The organism is Bartonella sp. AU18XJBT, assembly GCF_028618595.1.
GTDB lineage: Bacteria > Pseudomonadota > Alphaproteobacteria > Rhizobiales > Rhizobiaceae > Bartonella.
In genome coordinates, this window is the sequence record NZ_JAQITE010000010.1 from 1 (window position 1) to 16,394 (window position 16,394).

Annotated in this window: 15 protein-coding genes; 10 read left to right on the forward strand and 5 right to left on the reverse strand. The window is 37.5% G+C overall.

All coding sequences use genetic code 11. The features are described 5' to 3' along the window. From PVV60_RS04330 to PVV60_RS04340, 3 genes are all read right to left on the reverse strand, one after another. A partial coding sequence (locus PVV60_RS04330; protein WP_273723389.1) for an Arm DNA-binding domain-containing protein occupies positions 1 to 297 on the reverse strand: 297 nt, incomplete at its 3' end. 634 nt (positions 298 to 931) lie between these two features. Continuing rightward, a complete protein-coding gene (locus PVV60_RS04335; RefSeq protein WP_273723391.1) occupies positions 932 to 1,210 on the reverse strand; it encodes a hypothetical protein in 279 nt (92 codons plus the stop codon). A 32-nt stretch (positions 1,211 to 1,242) separates the two neighbouring features. Further along, a complete protein-coding gene (locus tag PVV60_RS04340) occupies positions 1,243 to 2,592 on the reverse strand; it encodes a D-alanyl-D-alanine carboxypeptidase (protein WP_273723393.1) in 1,350 nt (449 codons plus the stop codon). A 236-nt stretch (positions 2,593 to 2,828) separates the two neighbouring features. Between PVV60_RS04340 and clpS the strand changes: the two genes are divergently transcribed. Both clpS and clpA read left to right on the forward strand, forming a co-directional pair. Further along, positions 2,829 to 3,200 carry an ATP-dependent Clp protease adapter ClpS gene (gene clpS / locus PVV60_RS04345; RefSeq protein ID WP_273723469.1) on the forward strand — a complete coding sequence of 124 codons (372 nt, stop codon included), beginning with the start codon at positions 2,829 to 2,831 and terminating at the stop codon, positions 3,198 to 3,200. A 6-nt stretch (positions 3,201 to 3,206) separates the two neighbouring features. Next, on the forward strand, positions 3,207 to 5,558 hold the full coding sequence (clpA, locus tag PVV60_RS04350; protein ID WP_273723394.1) for an ATP-dependent Clp protease ATP-binding subunit ClpA: 2,352 nt from the start codon (positions 3,207 to 3,209) through the stop codon (positions 5,556 to 5,558). Between the two features lie 7 nt (positions 5,559 to 5,565). Here clpA and PVV60_RS04355 read toward each other — a convergent pair whose 3' ends face one another. Continuing rightward, positions 5,566 to 5,988, reverse strand: a complete 423-nt coding sequence (locus tag PVV60_RS04355) for an HIT family protein (protein ID WP_273723396.1) — start codon at positions 5,986 to 5,988, stop codon at positions 5,566 to 5,568. Between the two features lie 135 nt (positions 5,989 to 6,123). Next, complete coding sequence (locus PVV60_RS04360) at positions 6,124 to 6,585, reverse strand: RidA family protein (protein ID WP_273723398.1); 462 nt, start codon at positions 6,583 to 6,585, stop codon at positions 6,124 to 6,126. 145 nt (positions 6,586 to 6,730) lie between these two features. Between PVV60_RS04360 and PVV60_RS04365 the strand changes: the two genes are divergently transcribed. The 8 genes from PVV60_RS04365 to bamA all read left to right on the forward strand — a co-directional run bounded on the left by PVV60_RS04365 (position 6,731) and on the right by bamA (position 16,329). Next, on the forward strand, positions 6,731 to 7,567 hold the full coding sequence (locus tag PVV60_RS04365; RefSeq protein ID WP_273723400.1) for a cell envelope integrity EipB family protein: 837 nt from the start codon (positions 6,731 to 6,733) through the stop codon (positions 7,565 to 7,567). 167 nt (positions 7,568 to 7,734) lie between these two features. Next, entirely contained in the window at positions 7,735 to 8,514 is a 780-nt protein-coding gene (gene rpsB, locus PVV60_RS04370; protein ID WP_273723401.1) for a 30S ribosomal protein S2, read from the forward strand. Positions 8,515 to 8,616: 102 nt separating this feature from the next. Next, the gene (gene tsf, locus PVV60_RS04375; RefSeq protein WP_273723402.1) at positions 8,617 to 9,540 is read left to right on the forward strand and encodes a translation elongation factor Ts; all 924 of its coding nucleotides are present in this window, start codon (positions 8,617 to 8,619) and stop codon (positions 9,538 to 9,540) included. A 157-nt stretch (positions 9,541 to 9,697) separates the two neighbouring features. Further along, positions 9,698 to 10,417 carry a UMP kinase gene (gene pyrH / locus PVV60_RS04380; protein WP_273723403.1) on the forward strand — a complete coding sequence of 240 codons (720 nt, stop codon included), beginning with the start codon at positions 9,698 to 9,700 and terminating at the stop codon, positions 10,415 to 10,417. Positions 10,418 to 10,454: 37 nt separating this feature from the next. Further along, entirely contained in the window at positions 10,455 to 11,015 is a 561-nt protein-coding gene (gene frr / locus PVV60_RS04385) for a ribosome recycling factor (protein WP_273723405.1), read from the forward strand. 735 nt (positions 11,016 to 11,750) lie between these two features. Continuing rightward, entirely contained in the window at positions 11,751 to 12,566 is an 816-nt protein-coding gene (locus PVV60_RS04390; RefSeq protein ID WP_273723407.1) for a phosphatidate cytidylyltransferase, read from the forward strand. A gap of 15 nt (positions 12,567 to 12,581) precedes the next feature. After that, on the forward strand, positions 12,582 to 13,730 hold the full coding sequence (locus tag PVV60_RS04395; RefSeq protein WP_273723409.1) for an RIP metalloprotease: 1,149 nt from the start codon (positions 12,582 to 12,584) through the stop codon (positions 13,728 to 13,730). Between the two features lie 202 nt (positions 13,731 to 13,932). Next, a complete protein-coding gene (gene bamA, locus PVV60_RS04400; protein WP_273723411.1) occupies positions 13,933 to 16,329 on the forward strand; it encodes an outer membrane protein assembly factor BamA in 2,397 nt (798 codons plus the stop codon). The last annotated feature ends 65 nt before the right edge of the window (positions 16,330 to 16,394 follow it).

A 16,394-nucleotide genomic window follows, 5' to 3' on the forward strand; every position in this document is an offset into this window, starting at 1 on the left:
TAAATAATGAAGATTGCTTATTGCTTCACGCTTTTGTTTATTGCGTTCTTTAATAGGGTCACGACCTTCACGTAAAACCGAACGCCACCCAGTTGCCAATTCACGGGCTTGTTTTAAAGAGACATGTTTTAAAGCACCCAATCCCATTTCACGACGACGCCCGTGAAGGGTATACCGTAAAATCCATTGGGCACCCCCATCTTTACGCTTATGAAGTAACAAGCCAGCACCATCGTTATATTTGCCAGCCCCCAATGTTGCGACAGCCCTTGCATTAAGACGGTTCATAAGAGCCATTTTTAGTCCTTTCTTATACAAATTTGATCCACACACTCATCCCACTTGTTATGTGCAAATGAGTGGTTTTGATTGAAGCAATATAAACTGATTTAAAATGAGACAATTTTACGAAAATCTCTTATTGAATATGCAAAAAATAAATTATAATTATAAATTAAATTCTTATGGAAATTGTTATCATAATATTTAATCTGATAATTTCTTTTACGTTTTTTCATTGATAGTGTTTGTATTTTCTATTTTCTTTGTCCGTTGAAGAAATACAAGAAAGAGGCGTTAGATTATTTTTTACAGCGTTTATGTTGTAGGAGGGGCGTTATTAAGAGGAACTTTCTTTATTAAACTTTTACAATAACCCCTAAAATGATACGCTTTAATCCAATGAAGCTATTCATTTTTTCCAGAAAGATATCAAGGATATTTTTTTATATTAAATCCAAAAGTGAAAAAGTATTGAGTATTTTTTATGTCCTTAACAATGGTTTTATTGAAAGTTTGGAGGTATTGGATAGTTGGAAAAGCTGTCAGTACAATTCCATAGTTTAAGAAAAAAGTATGCTTATTAAAGGTTTTTCTAAGGCTGTAGATAATGATTAATAATAAAATAGTTTTTTAGAGATGGTTTGTAGAATTAAATATTTGTTGCTCCTAGACGGATTTTAATAGGCACATTACCAGTTTGGCTCGCAACGCGTAAATGAATGCGTACAGGAGGCATAATGAGACGACGGTTGCGCATTGTTTGGCAAATGAGAAGGTTAACAAGAGATTGTGTATCTAATGCAGTTGAATTATATTTTAAACCAGTAAGTTTTGTGGCAGCATCGTGAAGAGAACGCAATGAAAGGAGGGATGATTGCTTCAATAAAATTTCTTTTTTATGGAATGAAGCAAAAGCATTATCTGTCATAATACTATCCTTAACGCAGAATTCAAAAATTTTTAGTAGGCTACAGTATAGCAGTTAAAATTTGCTTTCTTTAATGTAGAGCAAGCATCAAATGCAGCTTTTTTTGATTGAAACCCTGTAAAGCGCGCTCGGTAATAACGCTGCCCATTTTTTTCAAACAGTTGCATGTGTGAAGTTGCCTGCTTTAAAGTAGAAAAAGCTGTATTTTTTGCTTTTAAAAGTAGAGTTTTTGCTTGTTCTTCACTAGGAAGAGAACCAATTTGGATAGCCCATCCGGCGTTTGCGGACAAAGAAGCTGTTACAATTTTATGAGTCTCAACCGGTATAGTTTTTTGAGGGTTTGGTATTGGTATAATTACCTTATTTACAGCCGTTATTGCGATATTGGAGTTTTTAGGTTGTTCTGCAAATGCTGTCAACATAGTCGAAATTTCATCATCCAAATCACTTGAATCAGCTTTAATGGTTGGTATAGGAGTATTGGCGCCTGTGGGTAAGTGATAGCGCACAGAAGCAATTAAACGTTCACCACTTTTCATTTGGCTTGCTTTGGGCAAATATTGATTCAATAAGCTAGCCATATGTTCGTCACGTGCAGTAGATGATTTACCTCCCATAACAACAGCAACAATAGAGCGCCCCTCAAGACGCATCGAAGTTGCTAAATTCGAACCTGACATTTGTGTGTATCCTGTTTTAATCCCATCAACACCTTTCATTATTTTAACGAGTTTATTGTGGCTGTTAATTGTATGTCCACGGAAATTAAAACTTTTTGTTTTGAACAATTTATATTGTTTTGGAAAATGTTTACGTAAAGCTAATGACAAAGTCGCTATATCTCGTGCTGTAGAATAATTGTGCACATCCGGAAGTCCTGAAGCATTTGCGAAATGTGTATGTTTCATGCCAAGTTTACGAGCTTTTACTGTCATCATTTGAGCGAATTTTTTTTCACTACCTCCAAGATATTCTGCAATGGCAGTAGCAACATCATTTGCGGATCTTGTAATGAGTGCTTTAGCTGCTGCTTCTGCAGAAATTGTTTGTCCTGCTTTAAAACCAATTTTTGTTGGTGGACGCGTTGCTGCATAATGTGAAACAGGAATTGGTGTATTTGGTGTCACACGACGCATCTGCATAGCTTCAAAGAGTAAGTACAATGTCATCATTTTTGTTAAAGAAGCAGGATAACGTTTCAGTGTTGCATTGGCTTGAAATAGAGTTTTTCCTGTAGTAGCATCTATAACAATAGCCGCATACTTATCAGGATAGGCTCCTTGAGGTGTGGCTGATGCCCAACAGTAAGAAAAAGCTAACATAACAAAAGAAATTGCTATTTTTTTATAGTAGCGCATAATTTTTTGATAATTAATATACACTTGCAGTATCCTATTTCTCCATTTATCTTAAAAAACTTCTATAAAGCTTTCTTTTCTGAAATTTGTTGATGCAGTTTAGACGAATGGTATTACTAATTTGTTTACAGAAGTTATTTTATGAGTGAGTGATTGAAGTCTAACCATAGAGAGAAAGTTTTTTTCTTATACCAACAGGTATTGCAATAGTTATGAAAGAATTTAAAATTAATAGAAAATGTGCTGCATGGAAAACGATAATGGGACAGACCCTCATAATAAACTCTATAAATCATATTATGCATAATGAAAAGGGCAAAAATTGGGATGAAGGTAGGCATGGTGCGGTTATAATGCCTAAGGCTAGAGCAAAACTCCAAAGACCTAAATTATGTCGAGTTCTTTTACTTAATGATGATTACACACCTATGGATTTTGTTGTTTTCGTTTTGAAGAACTTTTTTAAAAAAAATTTCGAAGAGGCAACGCGGATTATGTTAAATGTTCATCACAATGGGATAGGAGAATGTGGAACTTATACTTATGAAGTCGCTGAGATGAAAATAGTACAAGTGAGGGAATGTGCACGTCAAAATGAACATCCGTTACAATGTGTAATGGAATGGAAGTGAGGAATTATGCCATCTTTTACACCTAGTCTTGAAGAGGTTTTGCATCGTGCATTAACAATTGCTACTCAAGCACGGCATGAATATGCAACATTAGAGCATCTTCTACTTGCGCTGTTAGATGATGCCGATGCAAATTCCGTTATTCAGGCTTGCCAGGTAGATGTGGAGGAATTGCGAGAGCGCTTAACCAATTATCTTCGCTCAGAGTTAGATGAACAGATTAGAGCTGATGAGGATACAAAGCCTACAGCGTTTTTTCAGCGTGTTATCCAACGTGCGGTGATTCATGCACAATCAGCTGGAAAAGATGAAGTATCTGGGGCAAATGTTCTTGTTGCAATTTTTTCTGAACATGAAAGCCATGCAGCATATTTTCTTCAAGAGATGGGAATGACACGCTACGATGCTGTACGTTTTATTTCACATGGTATCACGCGTGATGATGGGTTATCCATGTTACTTGAAGGACTTGAAGAGCAATTAGATCAGCAGATTTCGGATAATGGTGAAAGAGGAACAAGTGCTTTAACGAATTATTGTGTTGATCTCAATTGTAAAGCACGTAATGGAAAAATTGATTTATTAATTGGCCGTGAAATAGAAATTTCACGCATGATTCAGATTTTATGTCGAAGGTCAAAAAATAATCCGCTTTTGGTTGGTGATCCTGGAGTGGGGAAAACCGCTATAATTGAGGGATTGGCAAAGCGCATTGTTGATGGGCAAGTGCCTGAAGTTTTATCAAATGCAACAATACTTTCTCTTGATATGGGGGGACTTGTTGCTGGTACACGTTATCGCGGTGATTTTGAAGAACGCTTAAAGCAAGTTATTAAAGAGTTTGAGTTGTATCCAGATGCTATTTTATTTATTGATGAAATTCATACCTTAATTGGAGCAGGAGCGACATTAGGGGGAAATATGGATGCGGCAAATCTTTTAAAACCTGTATTATCTTCTGGGACTATGCGATGTATTGGTTCGACAACTTACAGAGAATATCGCAAATTCTTTGAACAAGATCGTGCTTTAGAGCGTCGTTTTCAGAAGATTGATATTAATGAACCTTCTGTGACAGATGCGATTAAGATTTTGCAGGGGATGAAGCCTTACTTTGAAGATTTTCATCAGATTAAATATACAGATCAGGCGATGAAGGCATCCGTAGAATTATCTTCACGTTATATAATTGACCGTAGGTTACCTGACAAAGCAATTGATATTATTGATGAAAGTGGTGCAGCGCAAAAGCTTTTGCCACAAAAACAACGCAAGAAGAGTATAGGTGTTAAAGAAATTGAGGCGACTGTTGCTACAATTGCAAGAATTCCACCAAAAACAGTTTCTCGGAATGATCAGAAGATACTGAGTAAGCTTGAAAGAGAACTCAAACATGTTGTTTATGGTCAAGATCAGGCAATTTCCGTCTTAGTTTCATCCATAAAATTGGCGCGAGCAGGTTTACGCGAACCGGATAAACCAATAGGAAGTTATTTATTTTCAGGACCAACAGGTGTAGGAAAAACTGAAGTTGCAAAACAGCTTGCATCATCTTTAGGCATTGAATTATTGCGTTTTGATATGTCAGAATATATGGAACGGCATACGGTAGCACGTTTAATAGGAGCTCCTCCAGGTTATATAGGGTTTGATCAAGGAGGTCTCCTTACAGATGCAGTTGATCAGAAACCTCACGCAGTCCTCTTGCTAGATGAGATTGAGAAAGCGCATCCAGAGTTATTTAATATTTTGTTGCAGGTAATGGATTATGGTAGATTAACAGACCATAATGGTAAGAAAATTGATTTCCGCAATGTTATTTTGATTATGACAACCAATGCTGGTGCTTCAGATATGGCAAAATCAGCTATTGGATTTGGGAAAGTACATCGTGATGGTGAGGATATAGAGGCAATCAATCGATTATTTACACCAGAATTTCGTAATCGGTTAGATGCAATTATTCCGTTTGCACCTTTATCTCATTTAATCATCAATCAGATAGTGCAAAAATTTATTTTTCAGCTTGAAGCACAATTAGCTGATCGGGGGATTTGTTTTGAATTAAGCCCTTCTGCAACTTTATGGCTTTCCAATAAAGGATATGATTCTCAGATGGGAGCACGCCCATTAGGGCGTGTTATACAAGAATATATTAAAAAGCCATTAGCTGATGAAATTTTATTTGGAAAATTACGTAACGGGGGCATCGTTCGCGTATTAACACAAAAATCAAATGGCAAAAAAGAAAGCTTACAGTTAGAAATTTCATCTTCCGATATATCTGTAGGCTCAAAGAAAAGTAAAATAGAAAATTTTACAAAAAAACGTTTAGGAAAAAAAAGCACAACAACCTAAGAGTGTGCTATAGGGCTGCTCGGATTTTTTTTGCATTCTCTTCAAGTATTTCTGTAGGTGTTATCATATCATTATGAGGGGTAAGTTCTATTCCCTCCATACGTGGTATAATATGGAAATGGAGGTGATAAACGGTTTGTTGACTAGCTGCTTCATTAAATTGCATGACAGTTATGCCATCTGCTTGAAAGGCTTTTTTGACGGCATTTGCAATTTTTTGAACAGCTTTAATAACAGGAAATAATGTTTCAGTATCTGCATCAAGTAAGTTTCTAAAGCCTTTTTTAGGAATAACCAGCGTATGACCTGGTGCCTGTGGCATGATATCCATAAATCCAATAACATCATCATCTTCGTAGACACGAACAGAAGGGATTTCATTGCGAATCAGTTTAGCAAAAATATTATTATTGTCATAAGCTTGTTTCATACAAATATTTCCTTTTATTGCAAGTTTAAAATTTTAATTTAAAAACAAAAAAATGCAAGGTTTATCAGAGTGTAAGACAAAGAAGTATTTTGACTTCGGTTATATTTAGGATGGTGCACTGTCTTAAATGAAGGCTTAGATTTCTATGATGGCTTCAACTTCTACAGGAACATCCATAGGAAGAGAGGCAACACCAATAGCAGAACGGGCGTGTTTTCCAATTTCGCCAAGGATATTGACGAATAAATTAGAAGCTCCATTGGCAACAAAAGGAATATCGGTAAAATGAGAATCTACAGCCACAAAAACAGTAATTTTTACCACACGTTTTATTTTATTTAAGTCACCCAGAGTTGCTTTGAGTTGAGCGAGAATATTGAGAGCACAAGCTTCAGATGCTTTTTGGGCTTGTTTGGTATTCACAGTTGCACCAACTTTACCGATGGCTATTGGTTTTCCATTAATAAGAGGGAGTTGTCCAGAAATAAAGAGTTGATTACCACTTTGTGAAGTGGTGATGTAATTGGCAAGGGGGGAGATTACTTCAGGAAGAGTGATTCCGAACTTCTCTAAGTTTTTTTCAATCATATTGGTCATAATTTAAACTCCATAGCTGCTTTATAATATATTCATTGCATAATCTATTTTTTGATTTAAGGAAATGTGTGGTTAATTGAGAAATTAGCCTTTTTTGCCTTATTGTATGATGTTATGCAACGGGGATAAAGTTCGGAAGTTGGGAATGATTAGATCGTTATTTATAATAATTTTATATATTGTTTTTTTATGTACAGCGAGAGCTGAAGAGCCTGTTTTTATTGTGCCTCATCGAGCAATTTATGATTTTCATCTCGATAGCGTTTCTCATGAAATGACAATTTCTGCGATGTCAGGGCGAATGGTTTACGAGCTTACTGGTTCGGCATGCCAAGGCTATAGCACACGTTTTCGCTTTATTAGCCGTGTTCACATTGAGGATATGCCGGTACGTTTGACGGATCAACAGACGACGAGTTATGAAACAGGAGACAGCCGTACATTTCGTTTTAATATTACAGATCAAGAGGGAGAAGAGGTTGCGCATCGTGCCGAGGGGGTCGCGGAGCGTACTCAAGATGGTATTACAGTTACCTTAAAAAAGCCAAAGGAAAAAGAGTATAAGCTTGCAATGGCTGAATTTCCAATGATGCAACTAAAAAATATTATCCGCCATGCAAAAGCAGGAGATCATTTTTACAATGCTACTGTGTTTGATGGGACAAGTAAAGCAGATAAAGTTATAAAAGAAAGTATCGTCATAGGGAAAAAGAAGATGCTTTTATCTGATAGCGAAACGGAAAAAGTTAGAAAATTGGATGAAGAAGAATATTGGCCTGTTACAATTTCTTATTTTGATGATGGAGAAAATAAAGATGGTTTGCCGGTTTATCGTAGCAGTTTTCTCTTACATGAGAATGGTGTCATGCGTGATCTTCATATAGATTATGGAACTTTTTCAGTGCGTGCAAAATTGAATAGTCTCGAATTCTTGGAACTTGGAAAAGATCTTAATGAATGTAAAAATGCAAATATTAAATGATTAAAGAAAATGACTTGAAAAAGAATCAAATATTAGTATGTTTGCGCTATTCCACACGCGGAGTCTGGGTGTTTGCAAATGATCTGTGAGAAAATTCTAGCAAGCATCCGCCGGTAGTAGGTGTTCCTGCTTTTTCCGCGGAGGTTGAACCGGAAAGGATAAGATTTATGGCACTACCCGATTTTACTATGCACCAGCTTTTAGAAGCAGGTGTGCATTTTGGTCACCAGACTCATCGTTGGAATCCCAAAATGACACCCTATATTTATGGTCAGCGTAATAATATCCACATTATTGACCTTGCGCAGACTGTTCCGCTTTTACACCAAGCACTTAAACTTGTTTCAGATACTGTTGCGCGTGGTGGTCGTATTCTCTTTGTTGGTACGAAACGGCAAGCATCTGACATTATCGCTGATGCGGCGAATCGTTCTGCTCAGTATTACGTTAATGCGCGTTGGCTTGGCGGCATGCTCACAAACTGGAAAACGATTTCCAATTCGATACATCGTTTGCGAAAGCTTGACAAAATTCTTGCTGCTGAGGCGCAAGGTTTTACCAAAAAAGAACGTTTAAATCTTGAACGTGATCGTGAAAAGCTTAATCGTGCGCTTGGTGGTATTAAGGATATGGGATCTGTTCCAGATCTTATATTTGTCATCGATACGAATAAAGAAAATATTGCCCTCCAAGAAGCAAAACGTTTAGGCATTCCAGTGATTGCTATTATTGATACCAATTGCGATCCTGATGACGTAACGCATCCGATACCAGGTAATGATGATGCTTCACGTGCAATTTCTCTTTATTGCGATCTTTTTGCTCGTGCCGCTCTTGATGGTATTGCACGCCAGCAAGGAGCAATGGGTATCGATTTAGGGGCTCAAGTTGATGCGCCTGTGGAGCCTGTTTTGGAAGAAAATGCGGTTTCAGAAGTTTCTGAATAATATAAAACGCCTAATTAAGGTACTTTTATTGTCTAAAGAAGAAGTTATAGGCGTGCAGAAGAACTTTGCACGCTTTCGCTGTTACAAAATAAAGAGGCAAATATGAGCATTACTGCTGCACAAGTAAAAGAACTTCGAGAACTATCTGGCGCTGGTATGATGGACTGTAAAGCCGCTCTAGCTGAAACGAGTGGTGATATGGAAGCTGCTGTTGATTGGCTTCGTAAAAAAGGAATAGCTAAAGCAGATAAAAAGGCTGGTCGTACAGCGGCTGAAGGATTAATCGGAGTCGTATCAAAAGATTTAAATGCGGTTTTGGTTGAGATTAATTCTGAAACAGATTTTGTTGCACGCAATGCCGGATTCCAAGACATTGTGCGCAATGTAGCAACTGCTGCTTTAGATACGCCAGGTGATGTTGAATCTGTTTCTGTTTCTCTTTATCCCGGTTCTGAGAAGACTGTAGAGCTTACAATTAAAGATGCAATTGGTACAATTGGTGAAAATATGACATTTCGTCGTTCCGCTAAATTGTCTGTTGAGAGTGGTGTTGTTGCGACTTATATACACAATAGTGTAGCTGATGGTCTTGGTAAGCTTGGTGTTTTGGTTGCGATTGAAACAACAGGAAATAAAGAGGCTGCTCTTGCTTTTGGTCGACAGGTTGCGATGCATATTGCGGCAACCAATCCGTTAGCGCTTACAGCGCAAGATGTTGATGCTGCTGCTGTTGAACGTGAAAAGGCGATTTTTTCAGATCAAGCACGTCAGTCTGGAAAGCCTGAAAATATCATTGAAAAAATGGTAGAAGGACGTATGCGTAAGTTTTTTGAAGAGGTTGTTTTGCTTTCTCAAGCTTTCGTTATGAATCCTGATGTGACTGTTGAGGCAGCTTTAAAGGATGCTGAAAAATCAATTGGTGCACCAGCAAAAATTACAGGCTTTATTCGTTTTGCATTAGGTGAAGGTGTGGAAAAAGAGGAGTCTGATTTTGCTGCAGAGGTTGCTGCTGCTGTAAAAGGCTAGTTATTGCAAACTCTTTATCAGAGATTTAAAATCATATCGTTGGTTGTAGAATCTCTGATGGGAACAATATAATTGTTGAGAGGGCGTCACATGAAAAAGGTGATGCCCTTCGTAATGTCAAAAGCAAAAAGTCAATGTGCTTTTGGGGAGATTATTAATGGCATTAGCACTTCCGTATAAACGTATTCTTTTAAAGGCTTCTGGTGAAGCTCTTATGGGGGGGCAGAGTTTTGGCATTGATGTTTCTGTTGTAGACCGTATTGCCGCTGATATTGCAGAAGTGCGCACAATGGGGATAGAGGTTGCGGTTGTTATCGGTGGGGGAAATATTTTTCGTGGCGTTGCTGTTGCTTCGCATGGTGGAGACCGAGTGACAGGTGATCATATGGGAATGCTTGCAACTGCTATTAACTCTTTAGCATTGCGAACATCTTTGACAAAATTAGGGATTGAAACTGTTGTACTCTCTGCGATTGCTATGCCACAAATTTGTGAAAGTTTCTCGCAACGTAAAGCAATAGCTTATATGAATCAGGGAAAAGTTGTCATTTTTGCGGGCGGTACAGGAAATCCATTTTTTACCACTGATTCTGCTGCTACTTTACGTGCGGCAGAAATTGGTGCAGATGTTCTTCTTAAAGGAACACAAGTTGATGGTATTTATTCAGCAGATCCAAAAATAGACCCTACGGCTAAGCGTTTTGATCAATTAACACATGTTGAAGTTTTGCAGTGGGGATTATCTGTTATGGATTCAACGGCGGTCACTCTAGCACGTGAGAACAATGTACCGATTATTGTGTATTCCATTCATGAAAAGGGCGGTTTGGCTAAGGTCTTGAATGGAACAGGACGCTTTACAATAGTATCGGAATAAGGGTAAGCTTCAAAGGACAATTGAAGGAGACAGAAATATGAATGTTACATCAATTATGGATGATCTGAAACGTCGCATGGATGGTGCCATTACGGCTTTTAAACATGAATTAGGTGGTTTGCGAACTGGGCGTGCATCGGCCAGTTTATTAGAACCGTTGACCGTTGAATCTTATGGTTCTGTTGTGCACATAAATCAGGTTGCTAATATTTCTGTTCCAGAACCTCGGATGCTTTCTGTTTCTGTATGGGATAAAACGATGGTCGGAGCTGTAGAGCGCGCTATTCGCGATTCTGGTCTTGGTTTAAATCCCATAACTGATGGTACGAATTTACGTATTCCTTTGCCTGAGCTGAATGAAGAACGCCGTAAAGAACTTGTAAAAATTGCGCATCACTATGCAGAGCAAGCGCGTGTTGCTACACGTCATGTTCGTCGAGATGGTCTGGACAATTTAAAAAAGTTAGAAAAAAATGGTGAGATTGGACAAGATGAAGCCCATAGTTTGTCTGAAAAAGTTCAAAAACTCACAGATGAAACTATTGCTGATATTGATAAAATTTTAGCCGTAAAGGAATCTGAAATTATGCACGTTTAAGACGGTTTTGTCGCTAGAAAAGGATATTATATCCCCAGCCTGTAAATTGTTTCTAGGGATAATAGTGGGGAGTGCTGTGTTCTGTGATAGCAAGGTGTGATGCAGGAAGGTATTTTATCATCTTGTTTTGGGAAGGTTGATTTGAAAAGGCAGATGTTTTAATTTTTTAATCTGCGTGGTAAATTGTGCCCTTTTCTGGAAGACAGTATTTAACAGCATGGTGTGGGCTTTTAGTTGAGCACGTCTTTGTTAAACTGTATAATGAAAGCATTATTAGAAATTATTCAAATATTCTAAGATGAAGGTTAGGGAAAGAATATAAAGCAAAAAAAATAAGCCTAACCTTTCTCTTATTTCCCATTATAAAACATGTGAGTATAATCGATCAAACAGATGTTATGTGGCGTAATTCGTTTTTTGACGACGAATAGTTGATAGAAAAGTATTGTTATACGAAACCTATATTAGTTAATTTGTATGGGGCAGAGGTAACTACTTTTTCATTTTATATTTGAGAAAGTATTAAAAAATATTTTAGGATTAATCTTGACGAAGATTTTTGAAGCTGTTTTCATTGATTATTAGTTTCATAAACGCTATCTTGGTAGACTGAATTGTTTATGATAAATTATAAGAGAAATTATACAAGTATGAAATGAAAATACTGCGTAGGGGAGTTTTTCTTGCGTCAATTTTAGAGCTTGTATTTTCTATTTTTATGGTTTGGATGTTGTTTTGTCTAATTTGGTTTATCGTGTTCTGACAGCTTTTGTTTTTGGCGTTATTGCGTTGTATCTAACATGGTTGGGAGGAAACTTCTTTTTTTTATTTGTATGGTGTATTGGCGGTTTTGTTCTTTATGAGTGGATGAGTATTACTAAAGAAAAATGGTGTGCTGTACAAAAAATATTAGCAAGTATCTTTTATTTGATCTTTGGCTTTTTTTTAGTGTTAAATGTATCTGCTTCATTGAATTTTTGTGTTTTAATCGTTTTAGCTGTGGTGTTGGCTATTATATCTATCAAAAAGAGTGGTTGGGTTTTTTGTGGTTTTTTATATGCATCTTTTCCTGTTGTTGCTTTATGCTTTCTACGGGATCATGAAATGTTGGGATTTCAAGTTGTTATTTTCTTATTTACGATAGTGTGGGGAACAGATATTGGTGGTTATTTTATCGGACGTGCATTAGGGGGGGCTAAATTAGCACCACAATTTTCTCCTAATAAAACATGGTCTGGAGCGCTTGGTGGTACATTTGTCGGAGTTTTCGGTGGTATATGGGTTTCTTTTGGATTTTTTGATATAAATTTAGCCAGTTTTTTTGTGCCACTCCTTACACTTGTTTTGTCAATTGTTTCACAATTGAGTGATTTAGGGCAATCATGGCTCAAAAGACGGTTTTCTGTCAAAGATTCTAGTTCTTTATTGCCTGGACATGGTGGTTTTATGGATCGTATAGATGGATTGGTAGGGGCAGCTTTTCTCCTTTATTTAATTGGTTCATTTATGTCTGGTATGGATGCGCCTTTTAATCTTTTTAGTATGATCTAATTGGGAGAAGATAGTTTGGAACTTTTAAATCATATCGTCACTATGGGTGATTTTCTTTTAAGAAGTTTGAGTATTCTTTTCATCATTATGATTATCATTTTTGTGCACGAATTTGGGCATTATCTCATTGGTCGGTGGTGTGGTATTAAGGCGTTAATTTTTTCGCTTGGATTTGGACCAGAAATAGCGAGTTATACAGATAAGCAAGGCACGAAGTGGCGTTTAGCACTTATCCCCTTAGGAGGTTATGTAAAATTTGTTGGGGATGAGGAAAAAAACGATACGGTATCATCCTCATCATCTCTGATAGTTGATGGTTCATTTGCTAGTGCGCATGCTTGGAAAAAAGCAGCAACTGTTTTTGCCGGTCCGTTCTTCAATGCCCTTTTTACTGTTGTTATTCTAACATTTTTTTTCTTTATCTATGGTCGTGTAGCCATTGAGCCCGTTGTTGGTTCTTTGGTAAAAGATAGTCCTGCTCTTCAGTCCGGTTTGGAATTAGGTGATCGTTTTGTTGAAATGGATGGGCGACGAGTTGAAAGTTTTGAAGATTTGATGAATTATGTAACTTTTCACGGAAGAGAACCCATAGAGTTTAAAATAGAACGCATGGGGCGAGTCTTTACAACGGTGATTACTCCAAAAGTTGTTGAGCGAGATGATGGATTTGGTAATCGAACACGAAGTGCTATGATAGGTGTAGGTGTTCCTGTTGATTTAAATAATCCTGCACATTTAGATCCAACTTATATAAAACATATTCGCTATGGTTTTGTAACAGCTGTAAGAGAAGCAGCAGACCGTACTGTGTTTATCGCCACTCAAACCGTTCTTTTTATGAGTCGTTTAATAGGAGGCAAAGAGGATCGTTGTCGGCTAAGTGGACCTTCTAAAACCATTAAAATTGCTTGGAAAGTGAGCGAGACAGGTTTTATCTCTTTATTGAATTTGGCAGCTTTTCTTTCAATAAGTGTTGGGCTTATTAACCTTTTTCCGATTCTACCGCTTGACGGTGGGCATCTTTTATTGCATGTCATGGAGGTCATTACTGGGAGGAGAATATCTGCTAAAATTCAGGGAATTGTTTTTCGTTTAGGTTTTGCCATTCTTCTCCTTTTTATGATCTTTGTCTTTTTAAATGATTATTTTTGTTGGTTTAGCTAATTAAATTATGGAAAAGGCTTTATAAATTGAGTAATAATAGCGAAAACAAATTGAAGGTTGTTTACCATGTCTGCAAAATGTTGTGGCGTCATATATTATAATGAGTATTAAGGAATGAAAAGTCTCGCTGTAAAAAGGTTGTTATGGCAGTTAGCTTTTTAAGGCATCATGTCTAAGGAACAAGAGTAAGGTAAAAAAACCAATGACTACGAATTCAAAGTTTTTAAATGCAGCATCTGTATTGGTGTTAAAGATGGGGATGATTGCCCCAGCAACGGTTTTTATGTCAATTGCTGCGGTTGGAGAAATACAAGCGTCTGTAGTCCGTTCTATTGAGGTCCGTGGGAATAAGTTTGTAAGTTCTCAGGCGATTCGAGACAATATGGGAATTAAGCCTGGACAAGGGGTTTCCAGTGGTGATGTTGATAATGCTGTAAAGAACCTTTTTGAATTGGGTTTATTTTATGATGTTAAAATAAATCCGGTAGGTGATAAATTGATTGTATTCGTGAAAGAATATGAGGTTGTCAATCAAGTATTGTTTCAAGGAAATAAATCTTTTAAAGACCCAGATCTTAAGCGGTTTATTTCTTTAAAACCGAATGAGCCTTTTAATTCTGCTAAGCTTTCTGCTGATATAAATACAATTCGTGAAGCTTATAAAACTCTTGGTCGTAATAATATCACTGTTAATGTTCAAACGATTAACCTTGGAAAAGGGCGGGTTAATGTGGTATTTAATGTTGTTGAAGGGAAAAAAACAAAGATTGGTGATATCACTTTTAAGGGAAATAGTGTCTTTGGAAGTCGCCGTTTGCGTGATGTGATTTCAACAAAAACTTCAGGAATTTTTTCGAAGTTGTTGGGAGGTGATGTTTACAGTGAAGAGCGTCTCGCCGCTGATGAGGAAGCTTTACGTCGCTTTTATTATAATCGTGGTTATGCAGATTTTCGTGTAGTCTCTTCTAAAGCAACTTTTGATGCAGCAAGCAATACGTATAAAATTTCTTTCGTTCTTGATGAGGGGGTGCGCTATAAAATTAGTGATATTCAGGTTGAAAGTGATGTTGATGGAATTGACGTTCAATCTGTGAAAAAGGTGCTTAAAACCCAGCCAGGTGATGTTTATAGTGCAGAAGATATTGAGCAGTCTGTTGCAATTATTAATAACAAGGTTGCTGATTCGGGATATGCTTTTGCTAAAGTTGAACCGCGGGGAAATCGTAATCTAGCAAATCATACAATTTCAATTTTATATAATATTGAACAGGGTACACGTGCCTATATTCAGCGTATTGATATACGTGGCAATGAAAAAACGCGTGATTACGTCATTCGTCGTGAGATTGATTTAAACGAAGGAGATGCTTACAATCAAACTTTATTACAGCGGGCAAAACGTCGTCTAGAAAGTTTAGGTTTCTTCAAAGCAGTTAATATTTCAATGGTTCCCACAGATCAATCTGACCAAGTTATTTTGGTAATAGATGTCGTTGAAGCTTCAACAGGAGATCTCTCTCTTTCTGGAGGGTATACAACAGGGGGAACAAGTCCTGGTATGTCACTTGAAGTTTCTGTTACTGAACGTAATCTTGGGGGACGTGGTCAATATGTTCGTTTAGGGTTGGGTGCAGGGCAAGAAAAATCTCGTAATTATAATTTATCATTTGTTGATCCTTATTTCTTAGGGTATCGTTTATCTGCTGGTGTTGATGTTTTTCGTAGTACTTATCGTGCTGATAAAGCTTATGATGTACGACAGACAGGTGGATCGCTGCGGTTTTCGTTACCTATTAATAATCAATTATCTGCTAATGTAGCTTATTCTTACGTGCAGGAAGAATATGATTTTGGCGGAGAGTATGATTTTGACAAAGAGAGTGACGTAATAGCATTATATGGGAAATATTCTGGTGCAATTGTTCAAGCTGCAAAACAAAGTCCTTGGAAACGTTCATCAATTAGTTATGGTTTCACCTATAATACGATTGATGATATGAGATCCCCCCATGATGGGTGGTACGTGCATCTTCTTCAGGAATATGCAGGGCTTGGTGGAAGTGCAAAGTTCTTGAAGACCACGGGTAAGGCGATGATGTACAAGACTCTTTCTGATCAGAAGGATATTGTTGGTTTGCTTTCCTTTGGGGGGGGGTATATCCACGGAATGGGCCGAGACGGTGTTCGTATTTTCGATATGTTTAAAGCAAATACTGATATGATTCGAGGGTTCAAATATAATGGAATTGGTCCGCGTCAGGTCTCCAGTAAGGGTGAGGTTTATTTCTTGGGGGGAACGACATATATGAATGCGACTGCTGAAGTACAGTTTCCTATTCCTGTTGTGCCTGAAGGGTTCGGGTTGCGCGGTGCTTTATTTGCGGATATTGCCACGCTTTATGGCAATAATTATAAAGCCGTTTTTAAGGGTGAACCGCCTGTTACCAATACCAAAAGTGCTTGGCGTTCATCCGCAGGTGTGAGTTTGATGTGGGATTCTCCGTTTGGTCCTTTGCGTTTTGATTATGCTTGGCCAATAACGAAGCAGGAAGGTGATCGTTTGCAACAATTGAATTTTGGTATTTCTACGAAGTTCTAATTTGAGCAATTTTAAGAAGGAAAAACTTGAAGAGAATGGCCTAAGCTGGGAGAGAAAGTATTTTG